The sequence below is a fragment of the Ditibartonella apis genome (genome assembly GCF_001952075.1).
GTDB lineage: Bacteria > Pseudomonadota > Alphaproteobacteria > Rhizobiales > Rhizobiaceae > Bartonella > Bartonella apis.
In genome coordinates, this window is sequence record NZ_LXYU01000004.1 from 251,118 (window position 1) to 269,726 (window position 18,609).

The 18,609-nt window shown below is 44.1% G+C and carries 13 protein-coding genes; 9 read left to right on the forward strand and 4 right to left on the reverse strand.

Annotated features, from left to right (window positions below):
• Positions 1-580: 580 nt before the first annotated feature.
• From lexA to queF, 6 genes are all read left to right on the forward strand, one after another.
• On the forward strand, positions 581-1,300 hold the full coding sequence (gene lexA / locus PEB0122_RS10255; protein ID WP_075870665.1) for a transcriptional repressor LexA: 720 nt from the start codon (positions 581-583) through the stop codon (positions 1,298-1,300).
• Positions 1,301-1,608: 308 nt separating this feature from the next.
• On the forward strand, positions 1,609-2,922 hold the full coding sequence (gene rimO / locus PEB0122_RS10260) for a 30S ribosomal protein S12 methylthiotransferase RimO (protein ID WP_075917104.1): 1,314 nt from the start codon (positions 1,609-1,611) through the stop codon (positions 2,920-2,922).
• A gap of 109 nt (positions 2,923-3,031) precedes the next feature.
• A complete protein-coding gene (locus PEB0122_RS10265) occupies positions 3,032-3,781 on the forward strand; it encodes an arginyltransferase (protein ID WP_075870663.1) in 750 nt (249 codons plus the stop codon).
• Positions 3,782-3,813: 32 nt separating this feature from the next.
• On the forward strand, positions 3,814-4,437 hold the full coding sequence (locus PEB0122_RS10270) for a YrbL family protein (protein ID WP_075870662.1): 624 nt from the start codon (positions 3,814-3,816) through the stop codon (positions 4,435-4,437).
• An 81-nt stretch (positions 4,438-4,518) separates the two neighbouring features.
• Positions 4,519-5,223: a 7-cyano-7-deazaguanine synthase QueC gene (queC, locus tag PEB0122_RS10275; protein ID WP_075917106.1), complete on the forward strand. Its 705-nt coding sequence runs from the start codon at positions 4,519-4,521 to the stop codon at positions 5,221-5,223.
• A 40-nt stretch (positions 5,224-5,263) separates the two neighbouring features.
• Entirely contained in the window at positions 5,264-5,734 is a 471-nt protein-coding gene (queF, locus tag PEB0122_RS10280) for a preQ(1) synthase (RefSeq protein WP_075870660.1), read from the forward strand.
• A gap of 91 nt (positions 5,735-5,825) precedes the next feature.
• Here queF and parC read toward each other — a convergent pair whose 3' ends face one another.
• Entirely contained in the window at positions 5,826-8,075 is a 2,250-nt protein-coding gene (parC, locus tag PEB0122_RS10285) for a DNA topoisomerase IV subunit A (RefSeq protein WP_075917107.1), read from the reverse strand.
• Positions 8,076-8,206: 131 nt separating this feature from the next.
• On the opposite strand from parC, the gene PEB0122_RS10290 reads away from it, so the two are divergent.
• Positions 8,207-9,481: a hypothetical protein gene (locus tag PEB0122_RS10290; protein WP_075917108.1), complete on the forward strand. Its 1,275-nt coding sequence runs from the start codon at positions 8,207-8,209 to the stop codon at positions 9,479-9,481.
• A gap of 57 nt (positions 9,482-9,538) precedes the next feature.
• Here PEB0122_RS10290 and aspS read toward each other — a convergent pair whose 3' ends face one another.
• Entirely contained in the window at positions 9,539-11,329 is a 1,791-nt protein-coding gene (aspS, locus tag PEB0122_RS10295; protein ID WP_075917224.1) for an aspartate--tRNA ligase, read from the reverse strand.
• A 148-nt stretch (positions 11,330-11,477) separates the two neighbouring features.
• Here aspS and rnd point away from each other — a divergent pair, with 148 nt between their 5' ends.
• The gene (gene rnd, locus PEB0122_RS10300) at positions 11,478-12,629 is read left to right on the forward strand and encodes a ribonuclease D (protein ID WP_075917109.1); all 1,152 of its coding nucleotides are present in this window, start codon (positions 11,478-11,480) and stop codon (positions 12,627-12,629) included.
• Positions 12,630-12,697: 68 nt separating this feature from the next.
• Positions 12,698-13,666, forward strand: coding sequence for a 1-phosphofructokinase family hexose kinase (locus PEB0122_RS10305; RefSeq protein WP_158025434.1), 969 nt, complete (start codon positions 12,698-12,700; stop codon positions 13,664-13,666).
• A 467-nt stretch (positions 13,667-14,133) separates the two neighbouring features.
• Here PEB0122_RS10305 and ppx read toward each other — a convergent pair whose 3' ends face one another.
• Together ppx and PEB0122_RS10320 are read right to left on the reverse strand one after the other, a co-directional pair.
• The gene (gene ppx, locus PEB0122_RS10315) at positions 14,134-15,648 is read right to left on the reverse strand and encodes an exopolyphosphatase (RefSeq protein ID WP_075917111.1); all 1,515 of its coding nucleotides are present in this window, start codon (positions 15,646-15,648) and stop codon (positions 14,134-14,136) included.
• 7 nt (positions 15,649-15,655) lie between these two features.
• Positions 15,656-17,875: an RNA degradosome polyphosphate kinase gene (locus PEB0122_RS10320; protein WP_075917112.1), complete on the reverse strand. Its 2,220-nt coding sequence runs from the start codon at positions 17,873-17,875 to the stop codon at positions 15,656-15,658.
• Positions 17,876-18,609: the final 734 nt, after the last annotated feature.

Genomic DNA, 18,609 nt, shown 5'->3' on the forward strand with positions numbered 1-18,609 from the left:
CCGCAATGTTGTGTATTGGTTTTCAATCAAACTGAAAAGCTCGCACTTTTGATAATCTCATTTTTAAAATCTGGCCTAACCTGCGACCTGATTCAGCAATAGCTTTATTGCACAATGAAAATTGATTTTGCGTCGCAGTTTTCTAAAGTCGCCTACAATAATAGTTCGGACTCGGCCTATATAACGTCGCTTCCGGTTGAAATTGAACCTGAATTGAATTGTTCATTGCATCTTCTGGTGGGCTTCGCGCAGAAAATCGAACAAGAGACAAACAGTCTTACCAATAAACGATAATTTCTAGCGTTCTCAAAAAAACAAGGATTAAGGTTCGAAGAACGGTTTCAAGTTATGTTCGTCTGTCAATTTTATTTGGATGGTGATTTACTGAACATAAGTATTCCGACGTTGAAGAAATTATGTTGATGTTTCATTTTTGTTTCAAAACTCTAATACAAAAAGCTCCTGTCTCGACGAAAAACTCCAAGCTTCAAAAAACAATTTAGCTTGTGGAACAATAACGGAACATATAGTGTACGTTCTGGTTTTGTTTTCATGTTGATTCGTATCACGGGAGAATTTTATGCTAACCCGCAAGCAGTATGAATTGCTTCTTTTCATTCACAACCGGCTTAAAGAAACCGGTATTCCGCCTTCTTACGACGAGATGAAAGAAGCACTCGATCTTGCGTCAAAGTCCGGCATCCACAGGCTGATAACGGCTCTGGAAGAACGTGGCTTTATTCGTCGGCTTCCTAATCGTGCGCGGGCATTAGAAGTGCTGAAGCTTCCAGAAACAATGAATCCTTCTGCGAACACGGTGCGGAAATTTTCTCCTAATGTTATTGAAGGTTCCAAGAGCAGACCGATAAAAAATGTCATTCCCGTTGACTTGTCTAGTGGTGAAGCCGGTCAGGCTGCAAATGTAAATGTTCCGGTTATGGGCAGGATTGCAGCAGGCGTTCCTATTTCGGCGATTCAGAACCAGACAAATATGTTGTCCCTACCCTCGGATATGGTGGGAAGTGGTGAACATTACGCACTTGAGGTCAAAGGCGATTCAATGATTAATGCCGGCATTTTTGACGGCGATACCGTCATCATCAAACGCGGTGACACTGCAAATCCCGGCGAAATTATCGTTGCACTTGTTGATGACGAGGAAGCAACGTTGAAACGTTATCGGCGCAAAGGCGCTTCTATTGCTCTCGAAGCCGCCAATCCGGCCTATGAAACAAGAATATTCGGCCCAAATCGGATAAAAATACAAGGAAAACTGGTCGGCTTGATCCGCCGCTATTAAATTTAGCTGGCGACTGTTTTTCCTGATTTAGGTGCATCTAGTGAACAGAGTTCCCGAAACTGCATCGGGATGCTCATGGCAATCTTTCGTTTCTAAAGCCAACTTGTTTTTCATTGATCCGGAATAAAACATAGATGTTTCAGGACTTTTATTATTAGATGATGAGAATAAAAGTGACATCAAAAATAATAATGATCGCGCCACTACAATGGTATGATTTTTTGCAAAACAGCCTTGTATTTTCATTAAAATAGATTAGGTCAACAGCCGAACGTTTTTCAAAAAATTGCATATCTGCAGGAAATAATATGTCAGCCCCTCGTGTTAGTTTCGTATCTTTAGGTTGCCCCAAGGCGCTCGTTGATTCTGAACGCATCATTACAAAATTGCGTTCGGAAGGTTATGAAATCGCGCCCAAGCACGATGGTGCCGATCTTGTTATCGTGAATACATGCGCTTTTATTGATTCCGCACGGAATGAATCGCTTGCCAATATCGGCGACGCGTTAAAGAAAAACGGCAAAGTCATTGTAACTGGTTGTCTTGGTGCAGAACCCGAAGTCGTAACAAAAACCTACCCCAACGTTTTGGCTGTAACGGGGCCACAGGCTTATGAAAGCGTTATGGATGCTGTCCATAAAGTAGCGCCGCCGGTTCATGATCCCTTTGTTGATCTTGTTCCGCCACAAGGTATACGTTTGACGCCGCGGCATTATGCTTATTTGAAGATTTCAGAAGGCTGTTCAAACCACTGCAGTTTTTGCATCATCCCGCAATTGCGGGGAAATCTGGTCTCGCGTCCGGCTTCCGATGTCTTACGAGAAGCCGAAAGGTTGGTGAAAGCAGGGGTCAAAGAGCTTTTAGTAATATCTCAGGATACCAGTGCTTACGGACTTGATCTCAAATATAGTGAAAGTCAATGGAAAGACCATTCGGTGCGTGCCCGCTTTTATGATCTGGCAAAAGAATTGGGCGATATGGGCGTATGGGTGCGCATGCATTACGTATATCCCTACCCTCATGTAGACGACGTAATCGAGCTGATGGCTGAAGGAAAAATTCTGCCCTATCTGGATATTCCATTTCAACATGCGTCTCCAACGGTACTCCGCAATATGAAGCGTCCGGCACATTTGGAGAAGATCAATCAACGCATTGAAAAATGGCGTTCTATCTGTCCGGATATCGCTTTGCGATCAACATTCATTGTTGGATTTCCGGGTGAAACGGAAGACGATTTCCAAATGCTTCTTGATTGGATGAGCGAAGTCAAAATAGACCGGGCAGGATGTTTCAAATATGAACCCGTTAAAGGTGCGACCGCAAATGATATGGGGTTGGAAGTGGTTCCTGATGACGTTAAAGAAAGTCGTTGGAACCGTTTTATGGCACATCAAAAATCCATTTCCTCCAGACTTTTAAAGAAAAAAGTCGGTAAACGTCTGCAGGTGCTTGTCGATCAAGCCAATGGTCATACCGGCATTGGACGCACAAGATACGATGCACCGGAGGTTGATGGCGTTGTGCATTTGTCCTCACGCAGACCAATTCGGGTTGGTGAGCTGGTTACTGTGAAGATTGAGCAATCGGATGATTACGACCTTTATGGCATAATCGTCTAAAGTATTAGTTGCAGTTTTACTATTGTACCCTTGAAGGTTTAGCTTCTGCGCTATAGTTGTAATACTATGAGTTTTTTTGTTTCATGGTATTATTACAAATGCGCGAAATATGACAAACAGTAACGACGATGAACCGCAATTTTTTCTGACTGCTCCGGCTCCCTGCCCTTATCTTGCCGAGCGTTGGGAAAGAAAAGTGTTTACCTATCTTACTGGTCAATCTGCAAACAGCAAGAATAGTGTTTTGACACAATTAGGTTTTCGACGGTCCCAAAACATAGGTTATCGTCCTGTTTGCGACGGCTGTAACGCGTGTATATCGGTCCGCATTGTTGTTGACGATTTTACCCCCGACCGCACGATGAAGCGTATCATCAAGAAAAATTCCGGCCTCTCTTGCGAAGTTTGTCCACCAAGAGTGACAAATGAACAATACGCACTTTTTAAACGATATCTGGATGCGCGTCATTCTGGTGCCGGAATGAGCGATATGAAATTTGATGATTATAAGACGATGGTGGAAGAAACAGTTGTCGACACATCCCTTGTCGAATATCGCAGAACACCATTGGACAAGAGTTCTTGCGAAGATAATAAATCACCTCTGATAGCGGCCGCGCTCACGGACAAAGTGGATGACGGTCTGTCAATGGTTTATTCATTCTATTCCCCTGATGAAAGTCATGCCTCGCTTGGTGTTTTTATGATTTTGGATCACATCCGGCAGGCTCGCCAGTTGGGGCTCCCTTACGTCTATCTTGGTTATTGGGTTAAGGGGTGCAGAAAAATGAACTATAAATCGCGTTATAGCCCCCAAGAACATTTGACATCTCGCGGCTGGAAGTTAACAAAAGAGTAGGAGCAAAAAGTTAATCCTGCGAGGAAATCCATATGCTGAACGAGATGATTGAACTGAAGGGGCGTGAACCGCAATTCAAGGGGAATGCACGTTTAGTCTTCATTCATCCTGATAACCCTGATTTGTTGGTGAAGGTTCTTCGACCGGAATGGATAGACAAAACAAAGCAGGTACCGGAATGGAAAAAACGGTTCAAGCCTTTGGGCGCTAACTCTGTCAACATGCATGAATTGTTTGAAATTGTGCGCGTTAATCCCCATGCGGAAAGCATCCAACCGCATATGTTTACCGTCGTTGCTCTCCAGCAAACCGATCTTGGTTGGGGACTGGTTGTTAAAGCGGAAAAGGACAAGAACAACAACTACGCTAAACCGCTTGCAGCTTTTGCTAAAAATATGGACGAAATTCGCACAGCTTTAGATGAATTCGAGAATTGGGTGAAAGAAACCAATGTCGTTCTATATGACCTCAATCCTTGGAATTTGGTTCTTGCTTATCGCGGCGAAAAAGAAGAGGTCGTTATCATAGACGGTATATCGGAAAAATCGGCGTTAAAGGTCAGGACCTACTTTCCTTCGGTCAATAAGAAGAAAAATCTTAAAGTTTATGCGCGTTTTGAACGTTTTATGGATAGAATAAAAAACGGAAAAAACTGATGGGCTTTACAGTCATCAGCGCCTTTGGTAGCAAGGGCATACCGGTCGCAGCCCACCCGGTTTTTTAAAACAAGGGATAAAATGAAAACCTATCTTATCTGTTCAGGCGGACTGGATTCCGTCACACTTGCCTATCGCCTTGCCCACGAACAAAGCCTCAAAGGAATAATCTCCTTTGATTATGGCCAGCGTCATAAAAAAGAGCTCGTTTTTGCTCAAAAATGTGCTTCAAAGCTTAGGGTCGACTATTATCCGATTGATATATCCGCAATTGGAAAAAATCTTTCGGGGTCTTCACTTACCGATAATATTGCTGTTCCTGACGGCTATTATTCCGAAGACAACATGAAATCGACCGTTGTTCCCAATCGAAATGCCGTCTTTTTATCGATAGCCTTCGCTATTGCCGCAGCAAAACATGGCGATAGCGTCGCTATTGCTGTGCATGGCGGCGACCATTTTATTTACGCCGATTGCCGTGCAGATTTTATTGATACATTCAACAAGATGGAACAATTATCCTTGGAAGGACAATGTAAGCTTTTAACGCCTTATCGTGATCAGGATAAATCGGAAATTGTAAAAGATGGTGTGAAATACAATGTTCCTTTTGGAGATACTTGGTCATGCTACAAAGGAGGCGAACACCATTGCGGCCGCTGCGGAACATGCGTTGAACGCCGGGAGGCTTTTGCAATAGCGGGTGTAGAGGACCCCACAATATACGACGACAATTCATTTTGGATCGAGGCGGTCAACCGTAACAAAGGAAAAAAGCTCGGGTAGCATTCCCTACAAAATCAACATTTTTTCAAGGTTCAATTCAATGGCATCCGATCATTCAATTTATGAAAATTTAAAGCAATTGGGAAAAAAGACTCCTTTTCCGGAATCCCCCGAGAAAGCGGTGCTTGAGCGTGTTCCTAACCCGCAGGCAGATGTAAAATATTGTGTCCGCTTTACAGCGCCGGAGTTCACATCATTGTGCCCAATCACGAGCCAGCCGGATTTTGCTTATCTGATGATTGACTATGTGCCGGATAAATGGCTGGTTGAGAGCAAGTCTCTTAAACTTTATCTGGGATCCTTCCGCAATCATGGCGCTTTTCACGAGGATTGTACGGTCACCATTGCACGTCGGCTTGTAGAACTTTTGTCACCTCATTGGTTGCGCATCGGTGGGTATTGGTATCCGCGAGGAGGTATCCCTATTGATGTCTTCTGGCAAACAGGAAAAATGCCTGATGATGTATGGATTCCCGACCAGAATGTTTCCAATTATCGCGGACGCGGCTGATAAAACACTTTAAAAAATTTTTCTAACACACCGGAATATATCGTTTTTCTATCACTTCGTACCGGATCGGGCGCTTGGAATAATATCCGGATTAGCCCGAAAATTTGCCGGATCTCGGAAAGCCCTTTGGTACCATCCGCCCTGCTCCGGCGCGTGTTCCTTGCCATTCAATCAATTCTGATGCGCTACGGCTATATGTTCGATCAGCCGTATCATGCCAAGTGAGTCCTTCTTCCAATTTAAAGGTAACCGCATCGCTCACTCCACCATCCTTGTAGCGTTGCAAACGAACTCCCTTGCCACGTGTCATTTCCGATATCTGTTCGAGAGGGAAGATAAGCATTTTTCTATTCTCGCCAACTATGGCGAGATGATCTCCTTCAACCGGCAGGCATAATTTTGCTTCGTCGGGCAATTTCACATTCATCACCTGCTTGCCCTTGCGCGTCGTTCCAATGACATCGTTCTCAGAGACGATAAAACCGTTCGCGTGGTAAGAAATAAGCAATAACTTTCGATCCGGCACATGAACAAATGCCGTCAAAATATCTTCGTCATTACCCATATCGACCAAAATACGGATCGGTTCACCATGTCCCCTCCCACCTGGTAATGAATTGGCGGCTATGGTAAAAAATTTCCCACCAGTGGTCAGGACAATGATTTTATCCGTTGTCATCGCAGGAAATGCGATTTTTAACCTGTCATCTTCCTTGAATGTAAGGGTGGAATAATCTGTCAGATGCCCCTTTAATGCTCTTAGCCAGCCTTTTTCGGAAATAACAATCGTTACCGGCTCTTTCTCGATCATTGCCTGTTCTATATCTTTAATGTCATGATCGGGAGCATCCTCGAATGTGGTGCGCCGTTTACCTAAAGGTGTGTCAGGACCAAAGATTTTTTTGACCTTGGCAATTTCGCCGGCTATCGCTTTCCATTGCTTTGTATTCGATTGCAAAAGAGCATCAAGCTCGGCTTCTTCGGCTTTCAACGCATCAAATTCTTTTCGGATTTCCATTTCTTCAAGCCGACGTAACGAGCGCAATCTCATATTGAGGATTGCTTCGGCCTGATTTTCCGTTAGCGAGAAGCTCGTCATCAATTGGTTCTTCGGTTCATCCTCTTCCCGAATAATCCGGATAACTTCATCCAGATTGAGATATGCAATGAGATACCCCTCTAAAATTTCGAGACGGCGTGTTATTTCCCCGAGTCGATATTTTGAACGGCGTACGAGAACGTCTTTGCGATGATCCAGCCATTGCTGTAATGCCTGCCCCAAAGAGAGGACATTTGGAATTTTCCCGAGAGTTAGAACATTCAGATTGAGTGGCACGCGCACTTCGAAATCTGTCAACTTGAAGATCGATTCCATCAACAATTCCGGGTCGACAGTTCTTGTTTTCGGCTCCAAAACAATGCGGATATCTTTTGTCGATTCGTCACGTATGTCGTCGAGCATTGGTAGGCGACGGGCAAGCAACAGCTCTGCAGTCTTTTCGATAAGCCGCGATTTTTGTACCTGATACGGAATTTCGGTAACAACGATAGAATATGTGCCGCGGCTCCCCTCTTCTTTGTGCCAGCGCGCCCGCAAGCGAAATGTACCCCGTCCGGTCCGGTATGATTCACGAATGCTTTCAGCTGGCTCGACGAGAATTCCTCCCGTAGGAAAATCGGGACCCCGTACATATTTGACGAGATCATCATTTGTCGCATCGGGATGCGCAATCAAATATGTCGCAGCGTCGCAAAGCTCGGCAACATTATGGGGTGGAATGGACGTGGCCATTCCGACAGCTATGCCCGATGAACCGTTAGCAAGAAGATTTGGAAAAGCGGATGGTAATACGACCGGTTCCTCATCCTCTTCATTATAAGTAGGACGGAAATCCACTGCATTTTCGTTTATACCATCAAGCAGCAACGTTGCGACCGCTGTCATGCGCGCTTCTGTGTAACGCATTGCAGCCGCATTATCGCCATCGATATTTCCGAAATTACCCTGCCCGTCTACTAGAGGATAGCGAACTGCAAAATCCTGAGCCAAGCGCACAAGTGCGTCATAAATAGACGAATCACCATGCGGGTGGAACTTGCCCATGACATCGCCGACAATACGCGCGCATTTTGCATAAGCTTGATCCGGATTGAGCTTCAACAATCGCATTGCATGAAGGATGCGCCGATGCACCGGTTTTAATCCATCACGAACGTCGGGGAGCGCACGATCCATAATCGTCGACAGTGCATAAGCCAAGTAGCGCTCTTGCAAAGCAGAACGCAGTTCTATCGGCTCAACATGATCTTTTTCGGATAATCGAATCACTTTACTTGGCATGATTATCGAATAGCAATTCGTTGAATCTACCGCAAGTCATGGACTTGTTTTCGCTTTTATTTAACTGTGATAGCAATTAAACTCAGACAGGGCTAATCCTCAAGGCGTCCGACGAGAGAAGGTATCTTCCAATGAGACAATTCAAAAGAGCATTAATACTTACAACTTGCACTTTTTTTGCTGCAACAACGGTTCACCTAAACTCGTGGGCAGTTGATCCGAATGCATTCAATTCTCGTTTACAAGACCGTATAAAGACCACCGAATTTTCAATTTCTGCCTCTCGCAGCGAAGCTGACGGCAATGACATTTTGTTGCGAGATGTAACGATAAAAATTCAAGGCTTGAGCAGCACCGGAAAGCGGGCAAAACAGTCTTCTTCAGATGAACCATCTCAAGAACAGGAGGACGATAATAAGCCTGACGAAACGTTGGTTTTTGACAAAATTGACAACCTTCGTTTTAAAAATGTAACGGAAGGTCAGGATGGCACTTATTTTGCGGAAAAAGTTTCCATCCCTCTGCTTAAAAGCACGAATTCAGGTGTTACGACGAATTTTCAAGACATCTCTATAGATAAAATCAGGCTTGCACCGAATAAAGATGCTAACCCCCTATTTGTTCATTTTCCCTATGAGAGTGCAACAATAGATCGGGTTTATTTGACGGGCATTGACCAGACATTCTTCAATGCTGAAGGTCTAAAGATGGTGTATCTTTTAAAAGCCGGCACAAAAAGCGTAGACATCACAGGCAGCATAAAATCTGTCAGTTACGAGCCAAATAAGACCGGCATTCCTGCGGCGTCGAAATGGCTAACCGATATTGGCTATGACAAACTGTCCGGTTCTTTGAATTTTCATGCCAACTGGGATATCGAAAGCGGTAAATATGTTGGCGACCGCAACGAAATTACTATTGATAACGGCGGAAAACTTGCGATCAGCACAAATGTTGATGGACTTACGGAAGATTTAGTCAATAATCTCGGCGTTTTGAAGCAATTGAATGGCTCGAACAACACTGACGAGACGACAGCCGAAATGTTGAGTGTTTTGGGAATTGTCCAACAGTTAAAATTTGGCGATGTTTCTATACGTTATGATGATAATTCCCTGACCGATAGAATCCTCGACTATTATGCAAAACAAAATGGTGTAACGCGCGAAGACTTTATAACCCAACTCAAGGCTACGCTGCCGTTGATCGGCGCTAAAATTGAGGATCCGGAATTCGTCAAAAACACCTCTGAACAAATAGGAAATTTCCTTGATAATCCAAAATCGCTAACCGTTAGTGCAACACCGGGAAAAACAATTCCTATAACTGTGCTTTATGCCACAGGAAGCATTTCTGCCGCAAAATTGATCGACTTGTTAAAAGTCAAAGTAGAAGCAAATAAATAATAACGCTCGTTATGAAAAACCCGGCCGTAGCCGGGTTTTTTGTTTATCTGCTTTTATTCAATTGTTCTTTTTTAACGGTGCAATACGAAGTGATAGTTCGCTTAGTTGTGCTGCAGTCACTTCCGATGGGGCTCCCATCAGAAGATCAAGAGCCTGTTGATTCATCGGGAAAAGCGAAATTTCGCGCAGGTTCTTCACACCAAGAAGCAACATGACCATACGATCAATCCCGCAAGCCATACCACCGTGCGGCGGTGCGCCATAGTGGAAAGCCCGATAGAGTGCACCAAAACGCTCTTCAACAGTTTCTTTCGACAAACCGGCAATCTCGAAAGCCCGTACCATAGTCTCGGGTGAATGGTTACGGATGCCGCCTGATCCAAGCTCGAAACCGTTGCAGACGACATCATATTGATAAGCTTTGATATTTAACGGCTCTTCACTATCCAAAGCTTTTTTGCCACCCTGAGGCATAGAGAAAGGATTATGAGAAAATTCGATGTGCTTTTCGTCCTCGTTCCATTCAAAAAACGGGAAGTCAACAATCCAGGCCAGCGAAAATTGATCGCGGTCGACAAGATTAAGTTCTTCGCCTGCCCGCGTCCTCGCGGCTCCTGCAAAAAGTGCAAATTTACGCGGGTCGCCAGCTACGAAGAAACAGGCGTCACCATCAGCAAGTTTTAGTTGGTTGCGTACTGCTTCGGTGCGCTCGGGTCCGATATTTTTTGCAATCGGGCCAGCTCCTTGAATTTTGTCACCTTCTTTACGCCAGAAGATATAACCCAGTCCCGGTTGGCCTTCGCCTTGAGCCCATGAATTCATACGGTCGCAGAACGCACGACTACCACCGGTTTTGACAGGTATACCCCAGACTTCTGCTTTGGCATCACTCTCCAATATATTTGCGAATACCTTGAATCCTGAACCGCGGAAATGGTCGCTTACCTCTTCCATGACAATGGGATTGCGTAAGTCCGGTTTATCCGAACCGTATTTTCTCATTGCTTCGTTATATGGAATACGCGGAAATTTTTGTGTTACCGGTTTACCATTGGAAAACTCTTCGAAGATACCACGGATGATCGGTTCCATAATTTGCAAGATGTCTTCCTGCTCGACGAAGCTCATTTCCATATCGAGTTGATAGAATTCCCCCGGAAGCCGGTCGGCACGAGGATCTTCATCGCGAAAACATGGGGCAATCTGAAAATAACGATCGAAACCCGACATCATCAAAAGCTGTTTATATTGCTGAGGCGCTTGCGGCAAAGCGTAGAACTTTCCTGGATGGATGCGACTCGGCACCAAAAAGTCTCGCGCACCTTCCGGTGATGAAGCTGTCAGAATTGGCGTCGAAAACTCGGTGAATGCGGCTTCTTGCATACGACGGCGGATAGCCGCAATAATCTTCGTTCTCTGCAAAATATTTTTGTGCAAAGTTTCGCGACGCAAATCCAGAAAACGATATTTCAAGCGAATATCTTCAGGGTAATCGGGCTCACCAAAAACAGGCAAAGGCAACTCGTCCGATTTCGATAGGATTTCGATTTCGTTGGCGAATACCTCGACTTCTCCGGTCGGAAGATTGGTATTGATCGTGTCATCGGAACGTGCCCGGACTTCACCATCAACCCGCAAAACCCATTCACTTCTCACCATTTCGGCAATTTTGAAAGCCGGCGAATCCGGGTCGGCGACGATTTGTGTTATGCCGTAATTATCACGCAAATCGATGAACAATATTCCACCATGGTCACGGACGCGATTAACCCATCCGGAGAGCCGAACTTTTGATTTAACATCGCTCTTACGAAGAGCGGCACAGTTATGACTGCGATAACGATGCATAGTCTTGCCTTTTTGTTTCATGCATTCTGAAATAATCAACTTGTGGGCAAAAGCGCATTTTGCCGCACATTTGTCAAGCTATGGAAGGATTGTGTATGAAAAAATATAGCAAAAGACAAATCATATATAATAAGTTATAGCCTTGGATATGAAAGTTATTACCACTACCTCTGTTCTCGAAGACGTTATTTCAACGCTTGTTAAATCGGATTTCGTAACGGTTGATACCGAATTTATGCGTGAATCAACTTACTGGCCACAGCTATGCCTGATTCAGTTGGCTTCACCTGATATCGCCGTAGTCGTTGACCCGCTTTCCAACGATATCGATTTAACTTCGTTGTTCGAATTGATGAAAAATGAAAACGTCGTCAAAGTTTTCCATGCTGCAAGACAAGACGTCGAAATCATATATAAACTCGGAAAAGTTATTCCTGTGCCGTTGTTTGACACCCAAGTTGCCGGTTCTGTTTGCGGTTTTGGTGAAAGCGTTTCTTATGAACAAATTGTGGAACGCATTACGGGTGAGCATATTGATAAATCCTCCCGTTATACCGATTGGAGCCGCCGGCCACTTAACGACAAACAATTGTCATATGCATTGGCTGATGTAACCCACTTACGGGATGTTTATAAATATCTTAAGAAACAACTTGAGAAAAACGGTAGAACCCATTGGATTGATGACGAGATGTCAGTTCTCACATCACCAAAAACCTACATTATGCCCAATGACGAAGCCTGGAAAAGGATCAAAGGACGTATTCGTAAGCCACGCGAACTCGCAGTTCTTCAACAGATAGCAGCTTGGCGAGAACAGGAAGCAAAGAATCGCAATGTTCCACGCGGGCGCGTTCTGAAGGATGAATGCCTTATCGAAATTGCAACTCAACAACCGAAGAATGAAATGGCGCTTGCGCGATTGCGCAGTATTCCCAAAGGTTGGGAGCGTTCCAGCAGCGCTAGTGAATTGTTGAACGCGGTGCAGGTAGGTCTTTCAGTGGATACAAACAATTTACCACCGATACATAAACATGTAGCGCTCGCTAACGGAACCGCAGCAGCAATCGAACTCTTACGTGTTCTTTTGAAACTTGTTGCCGATGAAGAAAATATTGCACCCCGTATTATAGCAAATAACGATGATCTGGAAAAAATTGCGAAGCAGGAAAATTTGGTCGCCCTTCCGGCAATGGAAGGATGGCGGTATGATATATTCGGGAAGAAAGCTCAAAAGATGTTGGATGGCCATTTGGGTTTTTACTTTCAGAACGGTAAGATATTGACAAAAGAAATCTAGCCATAAAGAAATAATCAACTTAACCTGTCTATATTTTTAAAACATATACGCTTTATATGCAGAGGCAGATGATGGAAAAAGTCCTTACAGTAACATTCAATCCCACTGTTGATGCAGCCAGTGAAGCAGAGGTGGTGCGTCCAACCCACAAAATTAGAACATCTGATGAAAGCTTTCATCCTGGTGGCGGCGGCATCAACGTCGCCCGTGTTATTCATCGCCTCGGTGGAGATGTTAAAGCGCTTTACGCGAGCGGCGGCATTATGGGTAATGTTCTAAATCATCTTATGGATGATCGCGGCATTCAGTGCATTAAAATTGCTATTTCCGGAAACACCCGCGTCAATAACGTTATTCACGAAAGAGCTTCCGGCATGGAATATCGCTTCATCGCCGAAGGGCCGATCATGCAAGAGACGGAATGGAAAGCCGTCGTCAAAGAAACTGAAAAACTCGAATGGGATTGGGTTGTTGTAAGCGGCAGTCTTCCACGAAACGTTCCAATCGATGTATACGATTTATTGATTGACATTGCCAAAAAGCGAAATGCACGTATCGTCATTGACACATCGGGTGATGCCCTCAAGCACGTCCTCGATAAAGGCGGTTTGACACTGGTAAAGCCAAGTCAGGGTGAATTTGAGGCCGTTACCGGAAAAACATACAATCTGACTGACGATATTGCCAAAGCTGCACAAGAATATTGCATCAAAGGTGCGTCTGAAATCATTACCGTTACGCTAGGACATCAGGGAGCAGTTTTGGCTACCAAGGATAAGACACTTTATCTTCCCTCCCCCCATGTGCGTGTTATCAGTGCGTCCGGTGCGGGCGACAGCTTTGTAGCTGGTATGGTTCATGGCTTGGCTTCCGGATGGGAAGCTGAAGACGCTTTCCGATTGGCTACCGCCTGTGGAACAGCAGCCGTAGCTGAAAAAGGCAATGGTCTTTGTCAATTGCCGAATATCAAGCGGCTCTATAATTATCTCGCTCGCAAAGGTAAAAATATCAGTTCTGCATCACTATCAGACGATTAAGGGGGGACTCGAGCGGATACCTTTCAACCACGTGACCGATGCCAAGCGACACGCTGCTATTATTTTTAATAATTAATAATTGTCTTGTTCACCAGTTCAACTTTGGCTCGGAGAAGTTCGGTAAGAATTACCCGGTTTCAAGTTATCTATAAATATTATTTATAAAAAACAAATTGTAGATCACAGTCACATTTTAAAAAATTGCATTATAAATTTAATTATTGTAAACATTCATTAACCGTATTTCTATTTTAATATCTGGATAATATTTATTATACCAATAATCTAAATAATTATTATATAATTTTTCTTATAAAGGGGACAATTTTTAAATAAAAACAGTTGCGTAAACCGCTTATCGAAACGGAATTTCACGAAATATTCCTCTACACCTGCAACAATAATTAATTTGTCCAGAAAAATGAACCTATCATTGGCAATCGGAATTAAACAGCTAACAGTTATTATCAAATGATAAGATAGCTCAAATCTTTATTTGTGGCTTTTCCAAGTTGTTGCAAACGTCCTATCGGCCGCTCGGCAATAAGATCAGCGTGGCGTGCAGGTACAGTCAAAACTATTTTCTTATCCTGAGTTTTCCATATCAAATCAGGCAGGATACCGGCAGTGGACGCAGAAAAAAGATTTGCAACCCGCATAAGACCACCTAAAAAGCGCGCCCGTTCGATTGTTTCTTTGTCAGCCAATTTTATGATTTCCGGCGCATCATCGTCTACAAAGAGTCCCTCGTTACGGTAGAACACTGACAATGCTACGTAAACGCGCCCTTCATGTGATATTCCAGGATAAGGTCCGAACGCTACCTGATTAGCAGATTGATCACCGCGATAATCAGGGTGGAAACGCCAACCTATGTCGGCAAGCAGGCAGGCTGCCTCGCGATATCGCCTCTGCTCTTCAGTTTCCTGAATGCCGAAGGTGTCAAAAGCATTTTTTGTAAAACCGATCAGGTCATAAGCCTGTGCCGGAGAGCGGGCACGCAATGTTGCCATTTCTTGACATGCTGCAATCAGGGGATCTTCATCACGCAATTTCGGTGTTAGTTCAGAAAACAAAAAACCTTCACGCACTCCGGCGCCGGAAAATATGATTTTCTTCGGCGTCAAGCACCGCAACACTTCGATCATCACAGTTGCGCCGTAAGAGAGAAGCTGACGACGATTCTTGGAGATGGCTGAAATAGTTTTAAGCTGCTCAACTTCGCCTTTGGTAATACGGTGAAGAAAGGATTCCATATCCGAGCCCTTCACTTCATATCCGTGCATCACGGGGAGAGGATAGTGCTTGAATGCTATATGGAGTTTTGCAATGTTGCGCCACGTACCGCCAACAGCGTAAAAATTTCTACCTTTGTTTTTACTCAGAATTTCGCTGTTTTTAAGATATTTCCGAGCGATTTTCGTGGCTTCTGAAAGGTTGTTATCAGACATATCCTGAAGGCGTAAACCGCCAAGCGGCAAAGTAATGCCATCATTACCAACAGTCGTTTCGTGGATGTCAACCAATTCGAGACTGCCTCCACCAAGGTCGCCCGCCACCCCATCGGGGTGATGAAAGGTCGAGATAATCCCGTAAGCCGAATATGTGGCTTCTTCTTTACCGGTTAAAACCCTCACCTCGTTCTTAAGGATTTTTTCAGCTTCATCAATGAAGGCAGGACCATTTTTTGCTTCGCGCGATGCGGCCGTTGCTAATGTATGAACCGCCGAAACGCCGATTTGATCACAAATTGCATGAAACCGACGCAACGTCCTTAATGCCATGTCAACCGACTCGGTTTCAAGGCAGCCCGTTTTTGCTACGCCTTTGCCAAGGCCGCAAAGTATCTTCTCGTTAAATAGCACAGTGGGCGAGCGAACCAATCCCTCATAGACAACCAAACGAACCGAATTTGAGCCGATGTCGATAACAGCAACCGGTTTTCTGCCCTTCAAGCGGCCTTGAGCCAAAGAGTTATCCATTTATGTGTCAGTCTTTTTTCGTTGTTTCGGTGCTTGTTGTATCAGTCTTTTGGCGGCGTAATGCAATAATACGAGGAGCTGATGACCGCAGCGATTTTCCACGCCCTGAAAGACTGGGGTTAGTCATAAAATATTCCTGCGCATTGAAAGGCTTCTCGCCTTTAAGCGGTACGATGCGGCGCGAGGTCCCGTCGCTCAATATCTCGAAACTTTGTTGGTTATCAATGATATTTGCCAACATGATTTGGGAAAGTATCTGCTGGTGGACGGTTTTATTGAATACCGGTACCAATGTCTCGACACGTCGGTCGAGATTTCTCGTCATCATATCGGCAGAGCCAAAATAAACGATAGCATTTTCATTCGGTAGATCTTCCCCATTGCCGAAACAGAAAATACGGCTGTGTTCCAGAAAACGGCCAACGATAGATTTTGCACGTATATTTTCTGAAAAACCGGGAATACCTGGACGCAAGCAGCAAATGCCGCGAACCACAAGATCAACCTGAACACCGGCTTGCCCTGCCCGATACAATGCATCGATAATTTGTGGATCCACCAGAGAATTCATCTTCATCCAGATTGCTGCAGGTTTTCCTTCTCTTGCATGCGCAATTTCATCCTCGATATGTCCGAGAATACGCCGTCGCAAAGTCAAAGGAGAAAATGCGAGTTTCATCGGTTCATCCGGCTGTGCATAACCGGTAATAAAATTGAAAATAAGTTGAACGTCGTGTCCGATATCATCATCTGTTGTGAAGAAAGAGAGGTCCGTATAAATCTTGGCAGTAATCGGATGATAATTTCCTGTTCCAAGATGGACATAGGAACGCAATCTGTTTTCCTCGCGACGCACAACCAGAGACATCTTGGCATGTGTTTTTAACTCGATAAAGCCAAAAACAACTTGCACCCCTGCCCGTTCCAGATCCCTTGCCCAACGAATATTCGCTTCTTCATCAAAACGGGCTTTAAGTTCGACCAAAGCCGTAACCGATTTTCCTGCTTCGGATGCGTCAATTAACGCGCGAACAATCGGACTATCATTCGATGTTCTGTAAAGCGTCTGTTTTATCGCCAACACATCCGGATCAGCAGCTGCTTGTCTTAAAAACTGTACGACTACATCAAACGATTCGTAAGGATGATGAACAACAATATCTTTTTCCCTGATTGCTGCGAAACAGTCTCCGGCGTGCTCCCTTATCCTTTCTGGAAAACGAGGATTATAAGGAACAAATTTCAAATCCTCACGAGGTATCGAAACAATCTCGGAAATCATATTGAGTGCAAGCAATCCATCAAGGACGCTTACCCGATTATCGGGCACGCCAAGCTCCGTTGTAACAAATTGACGTAAATCATCGGGCATTTCCGCATCAAACTCAATGCGGATCACCTGCCCGCGGCGCCTCCGTTTCAGAGCTGTTTCAAAGAGGCGAACGAGGTCTTCCGCTTCTTCTTCAACTTCAATGTCACTATCGCGAATAATGCGAAATGTACCGGCGCCATTAATTTCATAACCCGGAAAAAGCTTGCCGATAAAGAGACTGACGATATCCTCAAGCGAAATGAAGCGATAGCCGTGCCCTTCGTCCGGTAACAATGTGAAACGTTTCAAAGCTGTTGGCAGCCTCAATAGTGCCGTCATCGGCTGACGGTCGGCGCGGCGCAACAGATGAAGAGCGATCGAAAATCCTAAGTTGGGAATGAAAGGAAATGGATGGGCAGGATCAATTGAAAGCGGTGTGAGTACAGGAAAAATTGTTTCCAGAAAGTGGTTTTCGAGCCAAGTCTTTTCATTTTCACTCAAACGGTCAGGGCGAATGATCGTAATCTTTTCCTGTTCGAGTTCATGTCGCAAAGCCCTGAGTTCCGTTTGCTGATTAGCTTGTAATCGCGCGACCTCGGCAAGCACAAAATCAAGCTGTTCCTGTGGGGTACGTCCGTCAGCACTACGAGTCACGATTCCTGCACGGACTTGTCCAGCAAGACCAGCGATACGAACCATAAAAAATTCGTCAAGATTGGTGGCTGATATTGATAGGAAGCGCAAACGTTCCAGAAGTGGATGTTTTTTATTAGCGGCTTCCATGAGTACACGATTGTTGAATTGCAACCACGAGAATTCCCGATTAACAAAACGTTCCGGCGTTTCCATATTGATTGTATCAGCATTAGGCTGCTTAACCTCTGAATTCGACGAACTTTTTGTGCGTAAAGCCATATTGCTTTTCCCTTCATTCTCATGTCTTGATGCTGCAATCAACTTGACCGCATCACCCCGCTGTGAACGGAATAATTTTGAATCATATCATTCTATAATTATCGAAAGTCTACAACGACGAAACAACAATGACAAATTCTATATCCGCATTCGGATTGCTGATATGTCCATGTTTCTTACATTAAAGCCTAAGGTTTTACGACGTCTGACTATATTCAAAAAATATTATCAAGAGGGTAAGTAAAATAGGTTTTTCATAAAAAATCATTTTAAACGTTTTTAATTGGTAATTATTATATAAATAAAACACGAAATATTTTTCATAAATATAAAAATACATTTTATGGGATATTTTTTAAAAAATTAATTTAAATACAATTAAAATTGTTATATTAATATTTATTAATTTTTAATTCCAATCGCAATTGTGGTTATTCATCTCCGCTGTTATAAGTGCTTTAATTTTTCATGATTGCCATAAGTGCAATTTTGGTTCGAAATCCGGACTGACACAAATGTCGCATTAAATGATACGGGCTACAAAACTCGAAAAATTCCGAGATTCTCAAACGAGCAAGAAGAACGTTGACGTTATCTTTGTCTCAAACCACTTGCAGTTCTTATGGTTCCGACAATAATAGATCAAATAACAATTTATCGATAAGCGTTGCGTGCCATCGGGCCTGATTTTCTCGCTCGTAGTGAAGATTTGTAGCTATCTGTATTGCTTATTA